The organism is Chryseobacterium sp. 2TAF14 (assembly GCF_052115105.1).
Taxonomy (GTDB): domain Bacteria; phylum Bacteroidota; class Bacteroidia; order Flavobacteriales; family Weeksellaceae; genus Chryseobacterium.
Genome location: NZ_JBFRGA010000001.1, coordinates 1 through 23,600, shown reverse-complemented (window position 1 = coordinate 23,600; position 23,600 = coordinate 1). Strand labels below are relative to the sequence as shown.

General features: G+C 34.3%; 20 protein-coding genes and 1 pseudogene. 13 read left to right on the top strand and 8 right to left on the bottom strand.

The window, feature by feature from the left end:
• Positions 1 to 20: 20 nt before the first annotated feature.
• Entirely contained in the window at positions 21 to 1,040 is a 1,020-nt protein-coding gene (locus AB4Y90_RS00105; RefSeq protein WP_441555137.1) for an LLM class flavin-dependent oxidoreductase, read from the bottom strand.
• A gap of 270 nt (positions 1,041 to 1,310) precedes the next feature.
• The gene (locus AB4Y90_RS00100; protein ID WP_441555136.1) at positions 1,311 to 1,886 is read right to left on the bottom strand and encodes a TetR/AcrR family transcriptional regulator; all 576 of its coding nucleotides are present in this window, start codon (positions 1,884 to 1,886) and stop codon (positions 1,311 to 1,313) included.
• A gap of 370 nt (positions 1,887 to 2,256) precedes the next feature.
• Here AB4Y90_RS00100 and clpB point away from each other — a divergent pair, with 370 nt between their 5' ends.
• From clpB to AB4Y90_RS00075, 5 genes are all read left to right on the top strand, one after another.
• On the top strand, positions 2,257 to 4,869 hold the full coding sequence (clpB, locus tag AB4Y90_RS00095; RefSeq protein ID WP_441555135.1) for an ATP-dependent chaperone ClpB: 2,613 nt from the start codon (positions 2,257 to 2,259) through the stop codon (positions 4,867 to 4,869).
• A 178-nt stretch (positions 4,870 to 5,047) separates the two neighbouring features.
• On the top strand, positions 5,048 to 5,527 hold the full coding sequence (locus AB4Y90_RS00090; protein WP_441555134.1) for a hypothetical protein: 480 nt from the start codon (positions 5,048 to 5,050) through the stop codon (positions 5,525 to 5,527).
• A gap of 10 nt (positions 5,528 to 5,537) precedes the next feature.
• Complete coding sequence (locus AB4Y90_RS00085; RefSeq protein WP_441555133.1) at positions 5,538 to 6,188, top strand: hypothetical protein; 651 nt, start codon at positions 5,538 to 5,540, stop codon at positions 6,186 to 6,188.
• A complete protein-coding gene (locus tag AB4Y90_RS00080; RefSeq protein ID WP_441555132.1) occupies positions 6,164 to 6,949 on the top strand; it encodes a sensor histidine kinase in 786 nt (261 codons plus the stop codon). The genes AB4Y90_RS00085 and AB4Y90_RS00080 overlap by 25 nt, the downstream gene beginning before the upstream one ends.
• Positions 6,946 to 7,590, top strand: a complete 645-nt coding sequence (locus AB4Y90_RS00075) for a response regulator (protein WP_441555131.1) — start codon at positions 6,946 to 6,948, stop codon at positions 7,588 to 7,590. The genes AB4Y90_RS00080 and AB4Y90_RS00075 overlap by 4 nt, the downstream gene beginning before the upstream one ends.
• A 116-nt stretch (positions 7,591 to 7,706) precedes the next feature.
• On the opposite strand, the gene AB4Y90_RS00070 is transcribed toward AB4Y90_RS00075, so the two are convergent.
• The 4 genes and pseudogenes from AB4Y90_RS00070 to AB4Y90_RS00055 form a co-directional block, all read right to left on the bottom strand.
• Complete coding sequence (locus tag AB4Y90_RS00070) at positions 7,707 to 8,411, bottom strand: FKBP-type peptidyl-prolyl cis-trans isomerase (RefSeq protein ID WP_441555130.1); 705 nt, start codon at positions 8,409 to 8,411, stop codon at positions 7,707 to 7,709.
• A 645-nt stretch (positions 8,412 to 9,056) separates the two neighbouring features.
• On the bottom strand, positions 9,057 to 9,884 hold the full coding sequence (locus tag AB4Y90_RS00065) for an endonuclease/exonuclease/phosphatase family protein (protein ID WP_441555129.1): 828 nt from the start codon (positions 9,882 to 9,884) through the stop codon (positions 9,057 to 9,059).
• 130 nt (positions 9,885 to 10,014) lie between these two features.
• Positions 10,015 to 10,895, bottom strand: a pseudogene (locus AB4Y90_RS00060) (SDR family oxidoreductase).
• Positions 10,896 to 11,202: 307 nt separating this feature from the next.
• On the bottom strand, positions 11,203 to 11,613 hold the full coding sequence (locus tag AB4Y90_RS00055; protein WP_441555128.1) for a DUF1573 domain-containing protein: 411 nt from the start codon (positions 11,611 to 11,613) through the stop codon (positions 11,203 to 11,205).
• A 145-nt stretch (positions 11,614 to 11,758) separates the two neighbouring features.
• On the opposite strand from AB4Y90_RS00055, the gene AB4Y90_RS00050 reads away from it, so the two are divergent.
• The 5 genes from AB4Y90_RS00050 (at position 11,759) to AB4Y90_RS00030 (ending at position 18,214) form a co-directional block, all read left to right on the top strand.
• Positions 11,759 to 13,027, top strand: a complete 1,269-nt coding sequence (locus AB4Y90_RS00050; protein WP_441555127.1) for a sensor histidine kinase — start codon at positions 11,759 to 11,761, stop codon at positions 13,025 to 13,027.
• An 18-nt stretch (positions 13,028 to 13,045) separates the two neighbouring features.
• Complete coding sequence (locus AB4Y90_RS00045; protein ID WP_441555186.1) at positions 13,046 to 13,753, top strand: response regulator transcription factor; 708 nt, start codon at positions 13,046 to 13,048, stop codon at positions 13,751 to 13,753.
• A gap of 105 nt (positions 13,754 to 13,858) precedes the next feature.
• Positions 13,859 to 16,156 carry a GH92 family glycosyl hydrolase gene (locus AB4Y90_RS00040; RefSeq protein ID WP_441555126.1) on the top strand — a complete coding sequence of 766 codons (2,298 nt, stop codon included), beginning with the start codon at positions 13,859 to 13,861 and terminating at the stop codon, positions 16,154 to 16,156.
• A gap of 638 nt (positions 16,157 to 16,794) precedes the next feature.
• Positions 16,795 to 17,244, top strand: coding sequence for a hypothetical protein (locus AB4Y90_RS00035; protein ID WP_441555125.1), 450 nt, complete (start codon positions 16,795 to 16,797; stop codon positions 17,242 to 17,244).
• A gap of 328 nt (positions 17,245 to 17,572) precedes the next feature.
• Positions 17,573 to 18,214 (top strand): Crp/Fnr family transcriptional regulator, encoded by a 642-nt coding sequence (locus AB4Y90_RS00030; protein ID WP_441555124.1) that lies wholly within the window; start codon positions 17,573 to 17,575, stop codon positions 18,212 to 18,214.
• Between the two features lie 27 nt (positions 18,215 to 18,241).
• Here AB4Y90_RS00030 and AB4Y90_RS00025 read toward each other — a convergent pair whose 3' ends face one another.
• On the bottom strand, positions 18,242 to 18,628 hold the full coding sequence (locus AB4Y90_RS00025; RefSeq protein WP_441555123.1) for a winged helix-turn-helix transcriptional regulator: 387 nt from the start codon (positions 18,626 to 18,628) through the stop codon (positions 18,242 to 18,244).
• Between the two features lie 167 nt (positions 18,629 to 18,795).
• On the opposite strand from AB4Y90_RS00025, the gene AB4Y90_RS00020 reads away from it, so the two are divergent.
• A complete protein-coding gene (locus tag AB4Y90_RS00020; RefSeq protein ID WP_441555122.1) occupies positions 18,796 to 19,398 on the top strand; it encodes an FMN-dependent NADH-azoreductase in 603 nt (200 codons plus the stop codon).
• A gap of 184 nt (positions 19,399 to 19,582) precedes the next feature.
• On the opposite strand, the gene AB4Y90_RS00015 is transcribed toward AB4Y90_RS00020, so the two are convergent.
• Complete coding sequence (locus AB4Y90_RS00015; RefSeq protein ID WP_441555121.1) at positions 19,583 to 20,920, bottom strand: dihydroorotase; 1,338 nt, start codon at positions 20,918 to 20,920, stop codon at positions 19,583 to 19,585.
• 118 nt (positions 20,921 to 21,038) lie between these two features.
• On the opposite strand from AB4Y90_RS00015, the gene AB4Y90_RS00010 reads away from it, so the two are divergent.
• Both AB4Y90_RS00010 and AB4Y90_RS00005 read left to right on the top strand, forming a co-directional pair.
• Positions 21,039 to 22,493 carry a lipopolysaccharide biosynthesis protein gene (locus AB4Y90_RS00010; RefSeq protein ID WP_441555120.1) on the top strand — a complete coding sequence of 485 codons (1,455 nt, stop codon included), beginning with the start codon at positions 21,039 to 21,041 and terminating at the stop codon, positions 22,491 to 22,493.
• A gap of 34 nt (positions 22,494 to 22,527) precedes the next feature.
• Complete coding sequence (locus AB4Y90_RS00005) at positions 22,528 to 23,544, top strand: sugar phosphate nucleotidyltransferase (protein WP_441555119.1); 1,017 nt, start codon at positions 22,528 to 22,530, stop codon at positions 23,542 to 23,544.
• The last annotated feature ends 56 nt before the right edge of the window (positions 23,545 to 23,600 follow it).

Genomic DNA, 23,600 nt, shown 5'->3' with positions numbered 1-23,600 from the left:
AAAATCTTGAAGGCTAAAAATTATTTTACCTGTGGCGCAACCTTTTCGCCAAACAGCTCTATAGATTTCATCATTACATCATTCGCAGGATCGCCCACATCCATATGACCGATAAATCTTGTAATCCCGAAAATTTCTTTCATATAATTAATTTTATCGGCAACTTCGTTTGCATTCCCTATAAATAATGCTCCATCTTTGCTTCTTCCGCCTTCATACTGCATTTTCGTATAAGGAGACCAACCTCTTGAAGAGCCGATTCTATCCATCTGAGATTTATAATTATGAAAATATCCGTCTACAACCTCTTTCTCTTCACTTACAAAAGTGTGTGAATGAATGGCAATCTGCATTTCTGCTTCATCATGCCCTGCTTTAAGGTATTCCTGTTTGTAAAATTCAATCAGGTTTTTGAATTGCACCGGCATTCCGCCAATAATTGCCACCACCAAAGGCATTCCCAATTGTGCAGCACTTAAAACCGATTGCGGAGTTCCGCCAACTGCTCTCCAGATTGGAAGTTTTCCGTTGTTTTTAGCTCTCGGATAAACGGTTTGGTTTTGCATCGGAGCACGTAATTTTCCTGACCAAGAAACGTTTTCTTCAGAATTTATTTTTAATAATAATTCTAATTTTTCATCAAAAAGCTCTTCGTAATCATTTAAAGAATATCCGTAAAGTGGAAAAGATTCAATGAAACTTCCTCGTCCGACAAAAATTTCAGCACGCCCATCAGAAATTAAATCTAATGTAGCAAAATCTTCGTAGACTTTTACAGGTTCAGATGAGCTCAAAACCGTTACTCCACTTGCTAATTTTATATTTTTTGTAATACTTGCAGCGGCAGCTAAAACGATTTCGGGCGAAGAAACCGCATAATCTGCACGGTGATGTTCTCCCATAGCGAAAACATCGATTCCTACCTCATCCATTAATTTTACCTGCTCAATAATTTCTCTGATTTTAACTCCTGCGTCTCTATATTTTCCGGTAGTCTGGTCAAAAGCCAAGTCGCCAAACATTCCTATTCCTAATTCCATATTATTGATTTTTAGATAATACAAAATTAGGCGAATGAAAATTCAAAAGCATTGATGAATGATAAGAACGAACAATCCTGAACTTATTTTTTAACATGTAAAACAGTTTTTTAGTTTTTTAGTTTTTTAGTTAAATGTTTGAAAATATTTTAGAGCACATAAGAGAATCAATGATTTTCGAAAACTAATGTGTTCTTTTATAAAATATAGAAGAAAATTCTAATGTGACTAATGTGTTAAAATATAAAGTTGTTTTGAACAGATTCAAAATTATTTCTGATTTCCCAAGAGACCAAAAAGCAGCTTATCTCTTATTTCATTGGTAATTTCAGAGGTCGATTCTGTATTCCTTTTAAACCAGAAATAAGAATTATTCAGAGTATGAAGAATAAATCTTGTGGTAAAAGCAGAAGATTTCAGCTCCCAGTTTTCAGCTTTATAAATTTCAGAGATCAATTGCTCAACTTCCTRCTGGTAATTTTTTCTCAGCTCAATAAATTCGGGTAACCTTTCTTCCAGATGTTTCCATTCATTAGAGTAAATATGCGTAACATCGCGGTTTTTAAGAACAACCGACAAATGTTTATCCAGAAACAAATTCAATTTTTCCTGTGGAGAAACTTTTGTATTTTTTACTTCCTGAAGTTCTTCAAAAAAATCATGAGCAACGCCAAAACAGATCCACTCAAGAATTTCTTCCTTAGAACGGATGTGCGCATACAACGACGCCGCTTTTATATTTAGTTTTGTAGCGAGATCTCTTACCGAGCTTCCCATATAGCCTTTCTCTTTGAAAAGTTCTACTGCGACTTCGAGTATTTTGATCTGTTTTTCTTTTAGCTCCATAAGTAAAGTGCAAAAGTAATTATTCTGATTTTAATATCCTGATTTTCATATGATCATTTACAATGTTTCCTGAATTTTAAAATTATTCATATYCCGATTTACTGTAGAATTATTAAAATCGGAAATTTTGTCTTCCGTAAATAGATACAAAAATGAATATTTCGGAAATTTTGTCCTTTATTTTTAAAAATTTTACAATTGAACAGTTTTTGAAATATAGTTCATGAATTAAATGATTGAATAGATTGAGGACATCAGAAATTAGAAAATCTGATCTGAAAAATTAACATTTATGAGACTCTTATGGTCTGAAATCTGATGTCTGAAATCTAAATTTAAAACTAATTAAAGAATCAAAAAATAAAAAGATATGAATTTAAATCAATATACCGTAAAATCACAGGAAGCCATTCAAGCCGCACAACAAGTAGCAATAGAATTTGGTAACCAACAAATAGAACCTCAACATTTACTGGAAGGAATCTTTCAGGTAGATGAAAATATATCGCCTTTCTTACTGAAAAAATCTGAAGCAGATGCCAATTTGGTAAGAGAGCGCAACCGCGAAAATTTAGAAAAGCTCCCAAAAGTACAGGGAGGAAATATTTACCTTTCACAATCTGCAAATAAAGTTTTGCTGGATGCTCCCAACATCGCTAAAAAAATGGGCGATGAATTTGTAACGATCGAGCATTTGTGGCTTTCATTATTAGAAACCAATTCAGAAGTTTCTAAAATGCTGAAAGATATGGGCGTTACAAAAAGTCTTTTAGAAGGTGCAATAAAAGAATTAAGAAAAGGTTCGAAAGCAACTTCTGCAAGTTCAGAAGAGACTTATCAATCCTTAAATAAATATGCTAAAAACTTCAACGAATTAGCCGCAGAAGGAAAATTGGATCCCGTAATCGGTCGTGATGAGGAAATCAGAAGGGTTTTGCAAATTCTTTCGAGAAGAACCAAAAATAATCCGATTTTGATTGGTGAACCCGGTGTCGGTAAAACTGCCATCGCAGAAGGTATTGCACACCGAATCATTAACGGTGATGTTCCTGAAAACCTGATGGATAAAACTTTATACTCCTTAGATATGGGAGCTTTGATTGCCGGTGCAAAATACAAAGGAGAGTTTGAAGAGCGTTTGAAATCTGTCGTAAATGAAGTGACAAAATCTGACGGACAAATCATTCTTTTCATCGACGAAATCCACACTTTGGTTGGAGCCGGAGGTGGTGAAGGCGCAATGGATGCCGCAAATATCTTGAAACCTGCTTTGGCAAGAGGCGAATTAAGAGCGATCGGCGCAACCACTTTGAATGAATATCAAAAATATTTTGAAAAAGATAAAGCTTTAGAAAGACGTTTCCAGAAGGTGATGGTGGAAGAACCGGATACGGAATCTGCAATTTCAATCCTCCGTGGAATTAAAGATAAATATGAAGCGCACCACAAAGTAAGAATCAAAGATGAGGCAATTATTGCGGCGGTAGAAATGTCTCAACGATATATTTCAGACCGATTTTTACCCGATAAAGCGATTGACCTGATTGATGAAGCTTCGGCAAAACTGAGAATGGAAATCAATTCAAAACCTGAAGAGCTGGATGTTCTCGACAGAAAACTGATGCAGCTGGAAATTGAATTGGCGGCGATTTCAAGAGAAGGCAACCAAACAAAAATTGACCATTTAAAAGAAGATATTTCGAAAATTTCTGAAGAAAGAAATGAAATCAATGCAAAATGGCTGAAAGAAAAACAAAAATCTGAGGATCTTACCCAGATTAAAAAAGATATTGAATCTCTGAAATTAGAAGCCGAAAGAGCTTCAAGAGCAGGAGATTATGCAAAAGTCGCAGAAATACAGTACGGAAAAATTAAGGAGAAGGAAGATGCTTTGCAAAAACTTGAACTGGAGATGCAAAATCATCAGAACGAATTGATTAAAGAAGAAGTAACTTCTGAAAACATTTCTGAAGTGATTGCAAAATGGACAGGAATTCCGGTTACAAAACTTCTTCAGTCTGAAAGAGAAAAATTACTTCATCTTGAAACCGAGCTTCATCACAGAGTTGTAGGTCAAGATGAAGCGATTACAGCCGTTGCAGATGCAATTAGAAGAAACAGAGCAGGATTGAGTGACGAGAAAAAACCAATCGGAAGTTTCTTATTTTTAGGAACAACAGGAGTTGGTAAAACTGAGCTGGCAAAGGCTTTAGCAGAGTTTTTATTTGACGATGAAAACAATATGACGAGAATTGATATGAGCGAATATCAGGAGCGTCATTCGGTTTCAAGATTGGTTGGAGCGCCTCCCGGATATGTTGGTTATGATGAAGGCGGTCAATTAACGGAAGCGGTGCGAAGAAGACCATATTCTGTGGTGCTTTTAGATGAAATTGAAAAAGCGCATCCTGATGTTTTCAATACATTATTACAGGTTTTGGATGATGGTCGTTTGACGGATAATAAAGGCAGAGTTGTAAATTTCAAAAATTCGATTATCATTATGACTTCAAATTTAGGTTCGCATATTATTCAGGAGAATTTTGAAGGCTTCGACTCCGCTCAGCCTGACAGTAATGGAGTTTTAGACGAGATTGTTGATAAAACTAAAATCGATGTTTTTGATTTATTAAAACAAACTCTTCGTCCGGAATTTTTAAACAGAATTGATGAGACGGTATTGTTCCAGCCTTTAAGAAAAAAAGAAATCGGAAAGATCGTACAATATCAGTTGAGAGGATACAATGATTTGTTAGCAAAACGCAATATCATTATGACGGCTACACAGGATGCTTTGAATTATCTCACCAACAAAGGCTACGATCCGGTTTTCGGAGCGAGACCTTTGAAAAGAGTGATTCAGCAGGAAGTTTTAAATAAATTATCCAAAGAAATTCTTGCAGGAAATGTGAATGACGGCGACAGAATCACTTTAGATTATTTTGAAGAAACAGGTTTGGTTTTCAGACCGGCTGAAAAATAAGTAGTTTTTTTCAAATATATTAATTTTTTTAGGCAAGTACCACAGATCTCATTCTGTGGTACTTATTTTTTTTAATAAATTAATTAAGTGCAAAGACAGGATTTACAGGGAAAAAACGGGAAGTTTTTCAGGTTTTTTTTTGCACATTTGTACAAGAAATCCCATAAAACCTAAGAAAATGGACAACCAAAACAATCAAAACATTATTATGAACAACACCAATCTTATTTCTACTCAACTCATTCAGAATTTAGTAGACAACTATCGTACAAATCAACTTGAAGTCATTAATGAAAATCTTAATATGGAAGATGCCCATTCTATATGGTTTGATCTTCCAACATTAAAAACCTTTATTTCCGAAATTGAAACTCAGGCGCAGTTAATTGATCAGACTGTAAAAGATTCAGATCTTGGAATCCGCTTTTATTATGCAGCATATCCTGAAGTTCCGGAAATGTCTGTTCCGGCAAATTATGCAAACAGACACACATTGGTAATGGTTCCCACTAAAAAGAAAGATAATCTTGATTACGACTTTAATCCTCTTGAAGATACAAACGGAGCATTGGCAATAACAGGTTTGATAACTGATGCTTTGGCGATGAACCACGGTACACTGGTTCCTCCAAAGACTTCTATTGTAGAATCTTATTAATCTGCAGCTGATGGATGATTTCCAGAATTTGCTACAAAGCGGCATGATCTTCTCTGAAGGTCTTGCTGCTTTGGTGTCTATTATTTATTTAAAAAAATTAAAAGGAAGTTATTATAGTTACTTTTCAATATTCTTAATTTTTATTTTCTGCTGCGAATTATTTGGAAAATTTGCCGAAAATTATATTTCTTATCCGAAAAACTTATTTTTTAATTATTTTGTGATCCCGGTTGAGTTTATATTCTTTTATTGGCTTTATGCTTATCAATCGCTAAATAATAAAAAACTGTTTTTTGCAATCTCAGGAATTTTTCTTTTGGCATTTATCCCAAATGAGTTGTATTTTATAAAAAATAAGCAGATATTTTCTTTTAACTATACTTTCGGAAGCCTATTGATGGCACTTTTGGTCATTATGGAATATTATAAGCAGGTAAATTCCGATAACATTCTCAATTTTATGAAAAACAAAATGTTTTACATTAATCTGGGAGTAACTTTATTTTATATAGGAACGCTCCCGTTTTGGGCGTTTTATTTCCAGCTTTTGGAGAATATGGAAATGTGGAATTTATATTATAACTATTTCCTTTTGTCCGGAATTGTGATGTATCTTTTATTTGCAAGTTCATTTATATGGGGAAAACAGAATTATATTTAACCATCGTTTTATTCAACATTTTTTTCGTCTTGTTTGTGGTTGCCGTGATGATCTACATCCGGAAATACAAGCAGCGAAAAATAGAATATTTAAGTGAAATTCAGATCAAAAATGAAGTTCATCAGAAAGAGCTTCTGGCTACCCAGCTTGAAATTCAGCAAGCTACAATGCAGCATATCGGTCGTGAGCTGCATGATAATATCGGGCAAAAACTCACGTTAGCAAGTCTTTATACACAACAGTTGCTGTATGAAAATAAGGTATGCGAAGAAAGCGGAAAAATAGACCAGGTTTCGGAAATTATCAATCAGTCTTTGCAGGATTTAAGAAGTCTTTCAAAAACATTGACCGATGATAACATTAATCAGAAAGATATTGTAACCTTAATTCAAAAAGAAGTAGATAATGCAAGCGCATTAAAAAAATGCAAAATTCATTTTAATCATAATTTTGAATGTCTTGATCTGGATTTTGTATATAAAAATGTTTTGTTGAGAATAACGCAGGAGTTTATTCAAAACAGCATCAAGCACTCAAAATGCGAAAATATTTTCATTAAGCTCAATACAACCGAAGAGAATCTTTGGGAATTAAAAATCAATGACGACGGAATTGGTTTTGACATCAACAAAATTCTCTCCAACGGAATCGGGCTTACCAACATGAAAAACAGAACGGCAATCATAGGTGCCGAATTTAGTCTTGAAAGTAATGAAAACAGAGGAACCATGATTGAAGTTAAACTAAAAAAACGACCATGAAAAAGACCATTATAATTGTTGACGATCATTTATTGATCGCTAAAGCACTTGAAGGAATTATCGATAATTTTGAAGGTTTCAAAGTAATTGACGTAGCCGAAAATGGAAAAGACATGATTGATAAGTTTGAAAACGGGCAAAAAATTCCGGACATCGTTCTTCTGGATATCAGTATGCCGGTGATGAATGGTTTTGAAACCGCATCATGGCTCAGAGAAAATCATCCGGACGTGAAAGTAATGGCACTCAGCATGCAGGGCGACGATAACAGTGTGATAAAAATGATCAGAAACGGAGCCAAAGGTTATCTGCTAAAAAACACCCACCCGAAAGACCTGGAAACGGCTCTCACAAAACTGAGCAGCGATGGCTTTTTTTACCCGGACTGGGCATCAAAAATCATCTTCTCGAATATGAGTGATGATAAGTATAACGAAAAAAAGAAGAAAATTTCTGAAAGGGAAAAAGAATTTCTTACCTATACCGTTACCGAGCTCAGTTATAAAGAAATTGCCGAAAAAATGTGCTGCAGCCCAAGAACTGTAGAAAGCTACCGCGATCAGCTTTGTGAAAAATTTGATCTCAAAACAAGGGTCGGCTTAGCTGTTTTTGCTATTAAAAATGGTTTTGCAGAATCTTGACTGAGACATTTTTTTTAAATATTGAATGTAAACCATGTTCTTATTTGACAAGAAAAACAAAAAAGAGGCTGTCTCGCTTTTGAGACAGCCTCTTTTATTTTGAAAATATATCGGGTTTATTTTATGCCTACCAATTCTACATCAAAGATGATTGTAGCACCTGCAGGAATTGCGCCGCCTGCTCCGTGATCTCCGTAAGCAAGCTCTGAAGGAATATAAAATCTGTATTTAGATCCTTTGCTCATCAGTTGGATTCCTTCCGTCCAGCCTTTAATTACACCACTTAGATTAATATCCATCGCATTTCCGCCGTTTTTATCTGTAGAATCGAAAACAGTTCCATCCAAAAGTTTACCTGTATATTTTACCTGTACAACATCTGAAGCCTTTGGCTTTGTTTTGCCGTCACCTTCCTGCAATACCTCATACTGCAAGCCTGAAGCAGTGGCTTTCACTTTGGGATTCGTTTTATTTTTTGCAAGAAAATCCTGACCTTTTTTCTTATTTTCACCAGCCAATGCCAATGCCGCAGATTGCTTTTTTTCGTTTTGTTTTTGCATAAAATCCTGCATAAAAGCATTCATTTCTTCAGCGGGCATCAGCTTCTTTGTTCCTTCCATCTCTTCTTTGATAGCCTGAGCCAAAAGGTCTGCATCTACCTTGAAACCTTCCTGTTTCATATTTTGGGCGATGTTTAAGCCTATATAGTAAGAGGCTTTCTGGTCATCTGTATATTTGCTATCACTTTTTCCATCATTTTTCTGAGCGCAAGAAACGCTGAATATTGCTACGCAAAATAATGCAACAATCTGTTTTTTCATTTGATAATTTTATTATTTAATTTGCTGCAAATCTATCATTAATTGCACAAACTTTCCTGCTGTGCAAGATTTTTTTCTCTTAAAGTTTATAAATGTCATCATTAAAATCTGCAGCATTTATTTTTCTAACTCGTTTTTATTTTTAAAAATTATTTCAAATAGTTTAAAAATAATTATTTATCTTTATGGTAATCAAACATTTACCAACAAAATTAAATTACTATGAAAAAATTAAAAAGAAATCAATTAAAAACCATTATGGGTGGGAAACTAGATTGCTCATGTCGTATGATTACATATTATGATGGCTCTACAAGTGGCGGTCCGTGTGTTTCATCACAATGTTCAGAAATAAGTTTTAGTTGCGGGCAACCGGAGTGCAGACCTTCTCTTGAAGTTTTTTAATCTGGAAAAATAATTTTTATAATGAAAAAAGCGGTGAAAGATTTTCATCGCTTTTATTTTTTAATTTAAACAGAGACTATATTCTTGACAATTCTTGGGAAACCAACGATTATTTTACAGGAAGAAGCCTTGATGTTTTTATCAGCCGGCTGCGAAAATATTTTTAGCATGACGGCAAAATAAAAATCCAATCCCTGAGAGGAATTGGATTTGAGATTGATTTTCCTGAGAATTAATATTTTAAAACTGCAGTTCCGTCAAAACCGGGAAATGATCTGAAGGATAAAGCAGATTTTCTCTTCTGTCGTTGATATGTCTGTGAGATTTTATCTTAAAGCCTTTCACAAAAATATAATCGATTCTGTCTTTCGGAATTTCGGTTACGTTGAATGCCGTAAATGTTCCTTTCGGTCCGTAATGTTTCGTTTCAGATTTATAGAAAGTGTCGTCAAGATTTTTTGAAAGAATTTTTACCGGTTCAGTATCTTCAGTCAGATTAAAATCACCTGTTAATGTCATTGGCAAGTTTTTCGGGTTTAGTTCTTTCGCTTTTTTAAGAATTAATTCTGATGACTTTACTCTTGCTACATTTCCAACATGATCGAAGTGAATATTCATTGCCAAAAACTCTTTCTTTGATTTTTTATCTTTAAAAATCGCCCAAGAGCAAATTCTGTTCAAAGCGGCATCCCAACCTTTTGATGGTTTTTCCGGAGTTTCTGAAAGCCAGAAGGTTCCTGATTTTACAATTTGTAGTTTTTCTATATCATAAAATATTGCAGAAAATTCTCCTTTTTCTTTGCCGTCGTCTCTCCCTACTCCTACATAATCGTAATTTTTCAAACCGTTTTTAATATCTTTCATCTGCTCCGGAAGCGCTTCCTGAACGCCAAAATAATCCGGATGATAATAAGTTAATAAATCTACCGCATCTTGTTTCCTGTTTGTCCATGAGTTTTCTTTATCAGATTCTACATTGAGTCTGATGTTGAAAGACATTACTTTTAAATTTTGAGAAAAGCTCCATGCAAAAACAAGCATAAACAGAGCTGAAAATCTGAAATTCATTAGGGTTTCATTTAAATTAAAGAACAAAAATAACGCTTCTGTTTCATAAGGAAGCATTATTGATGATGTTTTTTGCTATCAGCAAAATTAAATAACCAGAAGCTAAAAACTCATCATTTATAATTTATAATTAATTGGATTTTTTCGCTTTAATCATTGCCTCCAAAGCATCCCACATTTCCTGCGGAATGTCTTCAAGCATATTAAATTCACCTGCGCCCTGAAGCCATTCTCCACCGTCAATCGTAACCACTTCTCCATTCATATAAGCCGAATAATCTGAAACCAGATACGCTGCAAGATTTGCTAGCTCCTGATGTTCTCCTACTCTTCTCAACGGTACTTTTTTTCTCATATCAAATTTTTCCTGCAAATCTCCGGGAAGCAACCTGTCCCAGGCTCCTTTTGTAGGAAACGGTCCCGGAGCGATTGCGTTGAATCTGATTCCGTATTTTGCCCACTCAACTGCCAAACTTCGTGTCATTGCTAAAACTCCCGCTTTTGCACAAGCAGACGGAACGACGTACGCAGAACCCGTCCAAGCATAAGTTGTTACGATATTTAAAACCGTTCCGGGATTTTTTGAATCAATCCAGTGTTTTCCGATGGAAAGTGTACAGTTTTCGTTCCTTTTAAAACAATATCTAAAATAGAATCGAAAGCAGAATGCGTTAATCTTTCTGTTGGTGAGATGAAATTTCCTGCTGCATTGTTTAACAGGATATCTATTTTACCAAATTCTTTTAAAGTGGCTTCTTTCATGGCTTCAACCTCATCCCAATTTCTGACGTCACACGCAACGCAAAGAATTTTTCCGCCCGTTTCTTCTTCTAATTCTTTTGCAGTAACCTGAAGTTTTTCTAAATTTCTGGAAGTGATCACCACTTTTGCGCCCAATTGCAGGAAATATCTGGTCATTGCTTTACCAAGACCACTTCCGCCACCTGTAACAATGGCTACTTTATCTTTCAGAGCGTCTTCACGCAACATCGGTTGTGTATAAAGATTCATACGTTTTATTTTTTTCTTAAAAATAATAAATATTAAAACGTAATCCTTTAAAATAGTTTTAGAAATAATGCTACAAATAATTGTTTTAAGTAGATGAAAGAAAATAGAGAAAAGATAAAAGATTTACAATCAACCGTATATTCTTATAAAATATACCATCAAATATTTTTTTAATGCTTAAATATCAAGTTAGTTTAAAAATCGCAGGACGAAAAAGTTTTAGATATTTATTATGTTTTAAGCGCAAAAAAAACAGCCCGACAAAAATTATCAGACTGTTTTTTAATATTGAACAAGATTAAATTAATTATTTCACAACAGTTCCTTTAAAAGAAAGTACTTTTGGGTTTTGGCTGTCGCTCATGGTAACCGTAATTGATTTTGAAAACGGACCTTCAGCTGCAGCATTGTAGCTTGCTTCAACAAATCCTGTTTTCCCCGGTAAAATTTTAGTTTTTGTATAATCAGCTGTTGTACAGCCGCATGATGGCGCCACTTTATCGATCATAATTGGCTGTGACGAAGTATTCGTAAATTCAAATCTGATGATTTTCGGTTTTCCTTGAGGAATTTTTCCCACATCGATCGTTTCTGATTTCCATTTTGCAGCTTCTGCTACTTTTTTAACAATTGAAGCCGGAATTACCGGAAATACGTTTGCAGAAACCGGAGAGAATGCCAAAACCGCAAGAATCGCTGTAATTTTTAGATTTTTCATGTGTATAAATTTTTAAGTAGTTATAAAATCAATAATAATTATTTTTTTGTTGTAACAAATGTAGTTCAGACTGGGCTTTAAAGTTGTTAACCGTTATCAAACATTTGTTAACGAGTTGTTAATGATCAAAAAATTATAGATATTTTTGGATAATATTGCTTCTGAAATGCAGATCAAGAAACTCAATATTATTATAAGCCTAGGATTGGTCGCTATCATCGGAATTTTGATAGCACAACTGTTGTGGACAAAGCAGGCGTATAATCTGGAGGACAGAAAATTTAACCAGAAAGTAAACATCGCTCTGATGGAGGTTGTCGATAAAATGACCGAAGGAAAATCTTCTTTTACCGAAAATCCGGTGCAGATTATTGCCAATGATTATTATGTGGTTAATATCAACAATGAGTTTCATCCCGCAGTTCTTGAGCATTATTTAAAAACTGAATTTACGAGATTTCAAATTAATACAGAGTATGTTTACGCTTTGTACAATTGTCACAGCGATCAGATGATGTACGGGAAATATATGACGAGTCATCAGGAAGAACCGAGTGAAAAGGTGATTCAGTTTCCGAAGCATAAAAATCTTACTTATTATTTTTCGATACGTTTTCCCGATAAAACAACGTATTTAATCAGTTCTTTACGTTTTTGGTATCTGCTTACTTTCGCGCTGATTATCATTCTTCTCGTTTACGTTTATTCGATCTACACGATTATTCAGCAGAAGAAATTTTCAGAACTGCAGCGTGATTTCATCAACAATATGACGCATGAGTTCAAAACGCCATTATCGTCTATACTTTTAGCCTCAGAATCGCTTAACAAACAAGAAGTGGTACAGGAAAATCCGAAGTTAAAAACTTACACATCAATTATCATCAGTCAAAGTTTTAAATTAAATAATCATATTGAAAAAATATTGAATATTGCTAAAAATGATGCTGCAGGATTATCATTAAAGCCACAGAAAATAATTTTACATCCATTTATTGAAGAGATTGCAGAAACGATCAGGCAGAAAAATGAAAATATTTCAATTCAGATCGATATTGAAGATGATATTTCGATTTTAGCAGATGAATTTCATTTTACCAATATCGTTTACAATATCTTAGACAACTCTATTAAATACTGCGAAACGAAACCTGAAGTTCTTATTTCATCCATTAAAGATTCAAAAGGCTTATATTTAAAGTTTAAAGACAACGGAATGGGCATTCCTGCGAAAAGTATCAATCATATTTTCGATAAATTTTACAGAGTACCTGATAATAATAGTGATGAGATCAATGGTTTTGGACTGGGATTATTCTATGTAAAAAAAATCGTTCAGCAGCATAACTGGAAAATTTCGGTAGAAAACAATCCCAGTAAAGGCATCACCATTACTCTGTTTTTTCCGTTTTAAATTTAATTTGTGTAAATGATGGATAAATCTAAAATTTTATACGCAGAAGATGATAAAACCATAGCTTTCCTGATTCAGGACAGCCTGGAAAATTATTACGACATCGAGCATTACTCAGACGGAAAATCAGCATTTAAAGCTTTCAACGGTAACGATTTTGATCTTTGCCTGCTCGATATTATGATGCCCGAAATGAATGGTTTCGATTTAGCCGAAAAAATAAGAGATAAAAATGCTGAAATCCCGATCATTTTCACTTCTGCAAAAGCTTTAAAAGAAGACCGCATCAAAGGTTTGAAAATTGGCGCAGATGATTATCTGGTGAAACCTTTCAGCATTGAAGAACTGATCCTGAAAATTGAGATTTTCCTGAAACGCTCTAAAAAAACTGAGTCTTTTCCGCAAAAATATAACGTTGGAAACTACAGTTTTGATCCTAAAAACTATACTTTAAACGATACTCAGAATACAATTACACTCACCCAAAGAGAATCTGATCTGCTTCTGTATTTTATCCGTCACAAAAATACTGTTCTCAAAAGACAGGATATCCTGAAGGCAATCTGGGGCGATGACGATTATTTTATGGGACGAAGCCTGGATGTTTTTATCTCAAGGCTGAGAAAAGTTTTTGCCGATGAAAGTGCTGTCGTTATTGAAAATATTCACGGGATAGGTTTTCGCTTTTCTGAGAAAGTTGAAATCAAATCTCGCAGATTATTTTGATCAGGCAGATTAAAATAAAACTTAATTATTCAAATGCAACATTAATATTGTATTGATAAACCTTTATCATTCATTTTATATAAATTTACGATCCAAAATAATTTTATGAAAAACCCTGCAACCCATACTTATCTGCTTCTACTATTTTTTGGTTTAAATCTTAACGCTCAAAAATTTGAGAAACTGGTTCAATATGTCAATCCGTTGATCGGAACAGAAAAGATGGGACATACTTATCCCGGAGCAACCTCACCTTTCGGAGCTGTTCAGTTAAGCCCTGAAACCGACACTATTTCTTATGAAATGAATGGAAAATACAACGGCGATGTTTATAAATATTGTGCAGGTTATCGTTATGAAGACAAAACGATTGTTGGATTCAGCTCAACCCATTTCAGCGGAACGGGGCATTCTGATCTTGGAGATTTTCTGGTAATGCCGACTGTAGGAAAATTACAATTGAATCCAGGAACAGCAGCAAATCCTGAAAACGGCTACAGAAGCAGGTTTTCGCATCAAAATGAAAAAGCCGAAGCCGGATATTACAAAGTAAAATTAGACGATCACAATATTTTAGCAGAATTAACTTCAACAACAAGAGTGGGAGTTCATCGCTATACTTTCCCGAAATCTGATCAGGCTCATATTATTTTAGATTTAATGGCGGGAATTTACAATTACGACGGTAAAAATGTATGGACTTATGTACGTGTTGAAAACGGAAATACGATTACAGGATATCGACAAACAAACGGTTGGGCGAGAACGAGAACCGTTTATTTTGCAATGAAATTTTCAAAGCCATTTAAATCTTACGGACAAAAAAATTATGATGGAAAGCAGGTTTATAACGGTTTTTGGAGAAAGTTTGACCAGACTAAAAACTTTCCCGAAATCGCAGGAAAAAACCTTAAAATGTATTTTGATTTTGATACGAGTGAAAATGAAGCGATTGAAGTTAAATTAGCTATTTCTCCGGTTAGTCAGGCAAATGCGTTGGAAAATTTAGAAAAAGAAACCGGAAATTTATCTTTTGATCAGGTAAAAGCTCAAACTCAGGAAAGCTGGAACAAAGAACTCAATAAAATCGTTATCAAAGGTTCTGAAACTGAGAAAACAAATTTTTATACTGCGATGTATCATACTTTTATCAATCCTACGATCTACACAGATATAAACGGAGAATATAAAGGTTTAGACCAAAACATTCACAAAGCAGAAGGTTTCACCAATTACACAACATTTTCAATCTGGGATACTTATCGTGCGCTTCATCCTTTCTTTAATATTATTCAGCCGAAAAGAAACGGCGATATGGTAAAATCGATGATGGCTCATTATGATCAGTTTTCTATGAAAATGCTTCCGATCTGGTCACATTACGCAAACGACAATTGGTGTATGAGCGGTTATCACAGCGTAAGTGTGGTTGCAGATGCGATCATTAAAGGAAATTACAGCGGTGATGCAAAAGAGGCTCTGAAAGCTTGTGTAGAAACAGCAAACAAAAGAGATTATGAAGGCATCGGTTTTTACATAGACAAAGGATATATTCCTGCTGAGAAAAACGGAACTTCGGTTTCAAATACTTTGGAATATGCTTATGACGACTGGGCAATTGCTCAATTGGCAAAACATTTGGGTGAAACTGAAATTTACAATCAGTTTATCAGACGTTCCGAAAACTGGAAAAATAATTTTGATAAATCTGTAGGTTTTATGCGCCCTCGTTTAGCAGACGGAAGTTTTAAGAAAGATTTTAATGCTTTAAGCACTCACGGACAAGGCTTTATTGAGGGAAATTCCTGGAATTACAGTTTCTTCGTTCCTCAAAATCCTGATGAATTGATTCAGTTAATGGGCGGAAAGAAAAAATTTGCTTCAAAATTGGATGAATTGTTCACGATGCATTTGCCGGACGAGTTTTTTGCAGATACAGAAGATATTACGAGAGAAGGAATTATTGGTGGTTATGTTCACGGAAACGAGCCGGCTCATCATGTTGCCTATTTTTATAATTGGGCAGGACAGCCTTGGAAAACTCAGGCGCAGATCAGACGAATTTTAGAAATGCAATATAAAGCAACGCCCGATGGATTGGGCGGAAATGATGATACCGGACAAATGAGCGCTTGGTATATTTTGAGTTCGCTTGGTTTTTATCCTGTTGCTCCCGGATCTGAAGATTATGCAATTGGAAGTCCGGCGATTGATAACGCTGTTTTGAATTTGGAGAACGGAAAAGTTTTTGAAATTGAAGCGATCAATCAAAGTCCGAAAAATGTGTATGTTCAGAAAATTCTTTTAAATGGAAAAGAAATTAAAAACTTTACCCTGAAACATTCTGAAATAATGAATGGCGGAAAATTGAGTTTTTATATGGATTCTAAAGCGAAGAAATAGCTTTTTTAGCCACGAATGCACGAATTTCTTGCAAATATTTTGTTTTTGAATTTTCATTCTGAATGTTGCGAAAGCGAAATGAGGAATCTATTAAATAATTTTATTTCCCAAAAGTTTCGCAGATTTACAAAGATGATTTACGTTTGAATGATCGCCTTAATCTGCAAAATTTACGATATTAAATTAGATTTCATTAAAGCATCTTCACAGATTTTATTTTTGCTTTTTTTCAGAATATGGAAGCATAATATTTTATAGTTATTGCTAACAACCTGCTTTATTTGCAGCAATTTAAAATGCCTTTTCTATTCTGAAGGCATTTTTCTTTTGTTATACTTCATTTACTTAGTTAAAAAATGAGATTTTTGTGACTTTTATCACCGTTTCGTAGTATTCATATTTATCATTTTTGTTTTCGTAATGATTTTTATTCAGTCTAAATAATCAATTGTTATGACTAAAACTGCTGTATCTCCTTTTATTAAAACGAATAATTGCGATATTGAATTGAAAACCATTCTGTTTTACTGTTCAGAAAAAAAATGCCATCAGAAAAGTTTAAATAAAAAACGTCTGATTCCCAAACAACGCCTTTTAAGCAGCACCAAATTTTAACACCATTGTACAAAATAAATAATATGAAAGATTTCGAAGTAGCTGTTTTGAGCCTTAATAAAAATTGTTCCGATTATTTTTACAATATTATCATCACCTGCGAAAACACACAAATATTAATTAACAACCAAAGAGAATTAACATTACAGCCAAAAAAAATTATTTTTGCAAAAGGATTAGTCACTATTGATATTCTGAATGAAAAATCTACCGTTTTGCATATTGGTTTTAATGAATTTTTCACTCAGGAGTTCTCCGAAACTATTAAGACAAGGTTTAATCAGCTCTTTACCGACCATGATTTTATCATCACAGATCTGTTGCAGGATCCGTTAGATTTTCACCCAGACAGATTTAAAGATTATTCCGCAAAAAACGTAACCATATTAAGGCAGTTTGCTGCCAACAAAGTTCAGTCTCTCTTATTAGACGGGTTGTACGAACATCATCAAAACCTTATTAAGTTTTCTTGATGGTATTCATTTTTTTAAATCTTAAAATTTGCAACTGAATTTAATATTATTCCAGAAACTAAGCTGTAAACCAACCGTTTAAAACACATAAACACATTGTATGTTTCCATTTATTTCGAATTGTTTTTTTTAGAATCGTGTTTTTAAATTAATTCTATTAAAAACTGAATAAACTTCATTTTTTAAATCTGTTTTATCCAGATTTTTCCTGCACGATATGTTTTCAAAAAAGCAGAAAAGAAAATCTTAAAACACATCAAACCAAGTCTTAAAACTTTTTGATGATTTTAAAATGAAGATCATTATTAAAAAAACTTGAATTAAATTAATGTACAGAAAAACTATTGCAAAAAAGTTTGGCTTTCTTGGTAAAGATTTTCTCAATGAGTTTGAGTATAACGTTTTCATAAAAAACGTAGTTGCTAAAGACGAAATTCTGAGAGAAGGCCAAAGAAACAGGTTTGTTCCTATTTTATCCAAAGGATCGCTGAAAGTGTTTTCCCTGAATGACGGAAACGAGTTTATTCATTATTACATAAAGCCGAGCGAGAGCTGCTCTATGACGTTTTCATCTATCTTCAGCAATTACATCAGCAGCATTTATTCTGTGGCTGTAAAAGATTCGCAGCTCATCCTGATTCCTGTAGAGATATTGCACCAATGGCTTGTGAAATATCCGGAAATCAACAGAGTTTTTTACCTGGAATATAAAAACAGACTTTCAGATATAGTCTCTAAGGTAAACAACGCAATGTATTATAAGCTTGATAAAAGAATTTTCAACTTCATTAAAGATCAGGTACAGACAAACCACGGAAATCCTGTAAGAATAACCCATCAGGAAATTGCCAATAATCTAGGCACATCCAGAGAAGTTGTGAGCCGCATTTTGAAAAACCTTGAAAATGAAGGTGACATTCTAAAAACCAAAAGCGGCATCATCTATTTCGAAAAAAACAACGATTGGTAAATCCTGTCAAAGTTTTTAACCAGCTTCCTAAGATGGAGCAAAAGAATCTTCCCTAATATTTTTTTTATGATTTCTTCCCCAGTCTGAAAGCGACATAATCACAGTTTTCAGGGTTCTGCTGTAATCGGTGGAAACATATTCTACAACGACAGGCGTTTTCTCACTATGCACTACTCTTTTCACGAAACCGTTGAGTTCCAGATCTTTTAATTCATTAGAAAGCACTCTAGCAGAAATTCCACCAATCGTTCTCTGCAAATCATTAAAACGGACATTTCCGAGTTCCTGCAAAACGATAATGATTTTCAGTTTCCATTTTCCGCCAATTACATAAATGGCATCTTCTACAGCAGAAAGGCTTTCACCACATCTACCTCTGCAGACAATTTCTTCATTTTCGACAGAATTTTCCATAAAGATATTTTTTAAAACTAACTAAAAGGTTAGTACTAACCTTTTGTATACTACTTACTTTTTATAAGCAAATGTACATAATTTTGCTGAAGAAATTTTAATTCTCAAAAAAATGAAATCGTTAGCAAGCGATTCCATATGACCTTTAAAAAAATAAATTTTTACATATGAAAAACATACTTCACATTATTTCCAGCCCGAGAACGAAAGATTCAGCAAGCAGAACATTAGGAAATGCCATCGAAGAAAAATTGCAGGAAGCTTATCCTGAACATTCGGTAACAATTTTAGATTTACTCAAAACACCGTTTCCGCATCTGGGCGAAGAACAGGTTGATGCATGGTTTATTCCTGCAGAAAACAGAACTCCTGAGCAAAACGAGGCGGTAAAACGTTCGGATGATGCCATTGCGCAGTTGCAGGCTTCGGATGCGATTGTTATTTCTGTGCCAATCTACAATTTTGGAATTCCTTCTGCTTTAAAAGCGTATATTGATCATATTGCTCGTGGCGGAATGACTTTTCGATATTCTGAAAATGGTTTTGAAGGACTGGTAAAAAATAAGAAAGCGTATATCGCTGTTGCAAGCGGATCAATATTTTCTGAGGGCGATTACCAATCGTATGATTTCGTAGTTCCTTATTTGAAAAGCGTGCTTGGTTTTATCGGAATTACCAATGTAAGTGTTTTCCGTGCAGAAGGTCTGAGTCTTCCACACCTTCAGGAAACGGCTTTAGAAAAAGGAATTGAAAGTATTGTAATTGCTTAATTCAATTATTGTTAGGTTATTTTTCTCTCGCAGATCGAGCAAATTTTGCAGATTTTAAAATCTGTTTTATTAGCTAAATCTGCGAGAAAATTAAATTTTGGCTAAAGCCAATTCCATTATTCAACATAAAAAGCGGGCTAAAGCCCGCTCCTATTGATATTTATTTTTCTATTATTTCAAAAAGTTATTCCTCAACTTCAAAAAGCAGACGCTCCCCGAATTTTTGCTCATTGATTTTCCCGTTTTCATAAACCAGATTTCCGTTGACGAAAGTGTGGGTAACTTTAGAATGGAAATTCATTCCTTCCAACGGGCTCCAACCGCATTTGTAAAGAATATTTTCTTTTTCAACCGTCCAGTTTTCATTTAGATCAACCAAAACCAAATCTGCTTTGTAACCCTCTCTCACGAAACCTCTTTTTTCAATTCTGAATAAAATCGCAGGATTGTGAGCCATTTTTTCAACGATTTTTTCTAGAGAAATTTTTCCGTTTTTATAATTTTCAAGCATCACCACCAAAGAATGCTGCACCAAAGGCGCTCCGGAAGGACATTTTGTATACACATTCTGCTTTTCTTCCCAGGTATGAGGAGCGTGATCGGTTGCAATCACATCGATTCGGTCGTCAAGCAACGCTTCCCAAAGTGCGTCTTTATCTTTTTGCGTTTTTACGGCAGGATTCCATTTGATCAATCCGCCTTTTGTATCATAATCTTCATTGGTAAAAGTAAGGTGATGAACGCAAACTTCTGCTGTGATTTTTTTATCTTTTAAAGGAATATCATTTCTGAAAAGTTCCATTTCTTTAGCCGTGGAAAGGTGAAAAACGTGAAGCCTTGCCCCTGTTTTTTTTGCCAACTCAACTGCTTTTGATGAAGATTTATAACAAGCTTCTTCACTTCTGATCAAATGATGAAATTTCACAGGAATATCTTCGCCATATTCATCCAGATATTTTTGAGTGTTTGCCTTTATCGTTGCTTCATCTTCACAATGAACGGCAATCAGCATTTTTGTATTGCTGAAAATATTTTCTAAAGTTTCAGGATTGTCGACAAGCATATTTCCTGTGGAAGAACCTAAAAATAATTTAATTCCGGGAACATTTCTTGGGTTTGTTTTCAAAACTTCTTCAAGGTTATCATTGGTTCCGCCCATCATAAAACCGTAATTGGCGTACGCTTTTTGAGAAGCAATATTATATTTATCAGCCAATAATTCCTGCGTCACTGCATTGGGAACGGTATTTGGCTGATCGATAAAACTTGTCGTTCCGCCTGCAATTGCAGCTCGGGATTCGCTTTCTATTTCTCCTTTATGCGTTAATCCCGGTTCACGAAAATGTACCTGATCATCGATAACTCCGGGCAAAAGATATTTTCCGGAAGCATCAATAATCTGGTCTGCTTCTTCAGAAATCTGAGAATCAATTTTAGAGATCAGATCGTTTTCAATAAGAATATCGTTTTTGATAATTTTCCCTTCGTTGACGATCTGGACATTTTTTATAAGAATTTTCATTTTTACTTTTAGATAAGATTGATATTGCACAAATTTAATATTTTCAAAACTGATTTTTAAACATCAATCAGAAAATTATGGATTCTAATATTTACATTTGCATTTTAAAAACCTGAAATTGTATAAGAAACTATTTGGACAAACCGCTGTTTACGGGCTCAGTTCTGTGTTGGTAAGAATTTTCCCATTTCTTATTGCGCCCATCGTAACAAAAGCTTTCGGACCATCTGCTTCGTCACCTTTTGTAGATTGGTATTCTATTGCCGGAGTCATCACGGTTTTTCTTACTCACGGGATGGAAACTTCATTTTTCCGTTTTGCCCAGGAAGGTGATATCGACAAAAAAACTCTGGTTTCTACCTGCGCTCTGAGCATTTTAGGTACGGGGTTTATTTATTTGATTTTAGGATATGTTTTCAGGCAGGATCTTGCCAACGCTTTTGAAACACCGGATCAGGTCAATTATCTGGTAATTTTTCTCTTTATGCTTTCGATCGATGCATTTGCAACAATACCTTCAGCAATTTTAAGATTAGAAGGAAAACCTATACAATACATGCTTTCAAAAGTAGTTGGCGCTTTAGCATATTACTTTTTAGTAGTATTTTTCATTAAATGGCTTCCCAACTATCCTGATGGAATTTTAGGAATTAAATACAATGCTGAATTTGGTGTTGGATATGTTTTTGTAGCCAATTTAGTTCAGAGCATCATTACTTTATTAATTGTAGGAAAAGAATTTGTGAATTTTAGCATTCGTAAATTTGATTTTAAACTCTGGAAAAGAATTATGAATTATTCCTGGCCTGTAATGATTGCTGGATTAGCCGGAATTATCAATCAGACTTTAGACCGACAGTTTTTAAAATTTTGGCTTCCAAAAGAAGAAGCAAAACATCAGATCGGAGTTTATGGAGCAGTTTATAAAATTGCAACTTTCATAACGGTTTTCAGACAAGCTTACCAATTAGGAATTGAACCTTACTTTTTCTCCAGCTTTAAAGACAAAAATAATCATAAAACCTATGCTATTTTAATGGATATTTTTGTGATTTGTAACTGTTTAATTTACATGGGATTGATGGTAAATCTTCAATGGATTGCTGAAAGATATCTGGGTAATCCAGAATACTTTGAAGGAATAGAGATCATTCCGTTTGTAATGTTGGGCGCATTGTTCTTGGGAATTTATTTAAATTTATCAATCTGGTATAAACTTTCAGATCAAACGAGAGTTGGTTTGTATATTTCTTTAATAGGAGCGGCAATTACTATTTTCATCAACTTTACATTTATCCCTGAATACGGATATTGGGCAAGTGCTTTTGCGGCATTAATTACTTACACAAGTATGATGATTATTTCATACCTTTGGGGGAAATCACAATATCCCATTCATTATAATACATCCAAAATAGCAATTTATCTCTCGTTGTCTATTGCAATTTCGATGGTTTCATTTTATTATTTCCGACACAATTATTTAATTGGAAACGGATTGTTTCTTTTCTTCATTGCGTTTTTAGCATACAACGAAAGAACGATGATTAATAAAATTCTGAGAAGGGCTTAAACTAAACTTTATAAATAAAAACAAACATTCACATATGAAAATTATTGTTCCAATGGCTGGAAAAGGCTCAAGATTGAGACCACATACATTAACTGTTCCTAAACCATTGATCCCGATTGCCGGGAAACCAATTGTACAAAGATTGGTAGAAGATATTGCTAAAGTAGCAGGTGAAAAAATTGAAGAAGTAGCATTTATTATCGGAGATTTCGGAGCTGAAGTAGAAGAATCATTACTTAAGATAGCAGAAAAACTGGGTGCGAAAGGAACCATTTATCATCAGCTTGAACCTCTTGGAACGGCTCATTCAATAAAATGTGCGGAAGAATCTATGCAGGGAAATGTTGTGATCGCTTATGCAGATACGCTTTTTAGAGCAGATTTTACTTTAGATACCAATTCTGATGGTGTGATCTGGGTAAAAAAAGTAGAAGACCCTTCTGCTTTTGGTGTTGTAAAATTAGATGATTACGGTTTTATCACAGATTTCATCGAAAAACCTCAGACTTTTGTTTCAGACCTTGCTATTATCGGGATTTACTACTTTAATTCAGCAGAAAAATTAATGGCTGAAATTAACCATATTATGGATAATAATATTAAAGTAAGCGGCGAATATCAATTAACGACAGCTTTAGAAAATCTTCGTCAATCCGGTGCTAAATTTTCTTTAGGAAAAGTAGACGACTGGATGGATTGCGGAAATAAAAATGCGACTGTAGAAACCAATGGTAAAATTTTAGAATACGAAAAAGACCAGTTTACAGAATATCCTCAATCTGCTAATATTCAGAATTCCTTGATCATTCAGCCGTGTTATATCGGTGAAGGTGTTGAAATTTCAAATTCTAAGATCGGACCGTATGTTTCTTTAGGAAAAGATACTAAAGTAATCAATTCCAATATCGACAACTCGTTGATCCAAGAGAAAACAGTAATCGATCACGGAAATCTTTCCAACTCAATGATCGGTAGCTCGGCTCAGTATTTCGGAGTTGCCAGAGAAATTTCTTTGGGAGATTTTTCAGTTTTAGATTTTTTATCAAAATAAATTTAAGTAAAATAACGTTGAGAAAACCACACAATAACACTTTGTGTGGTTTGGCG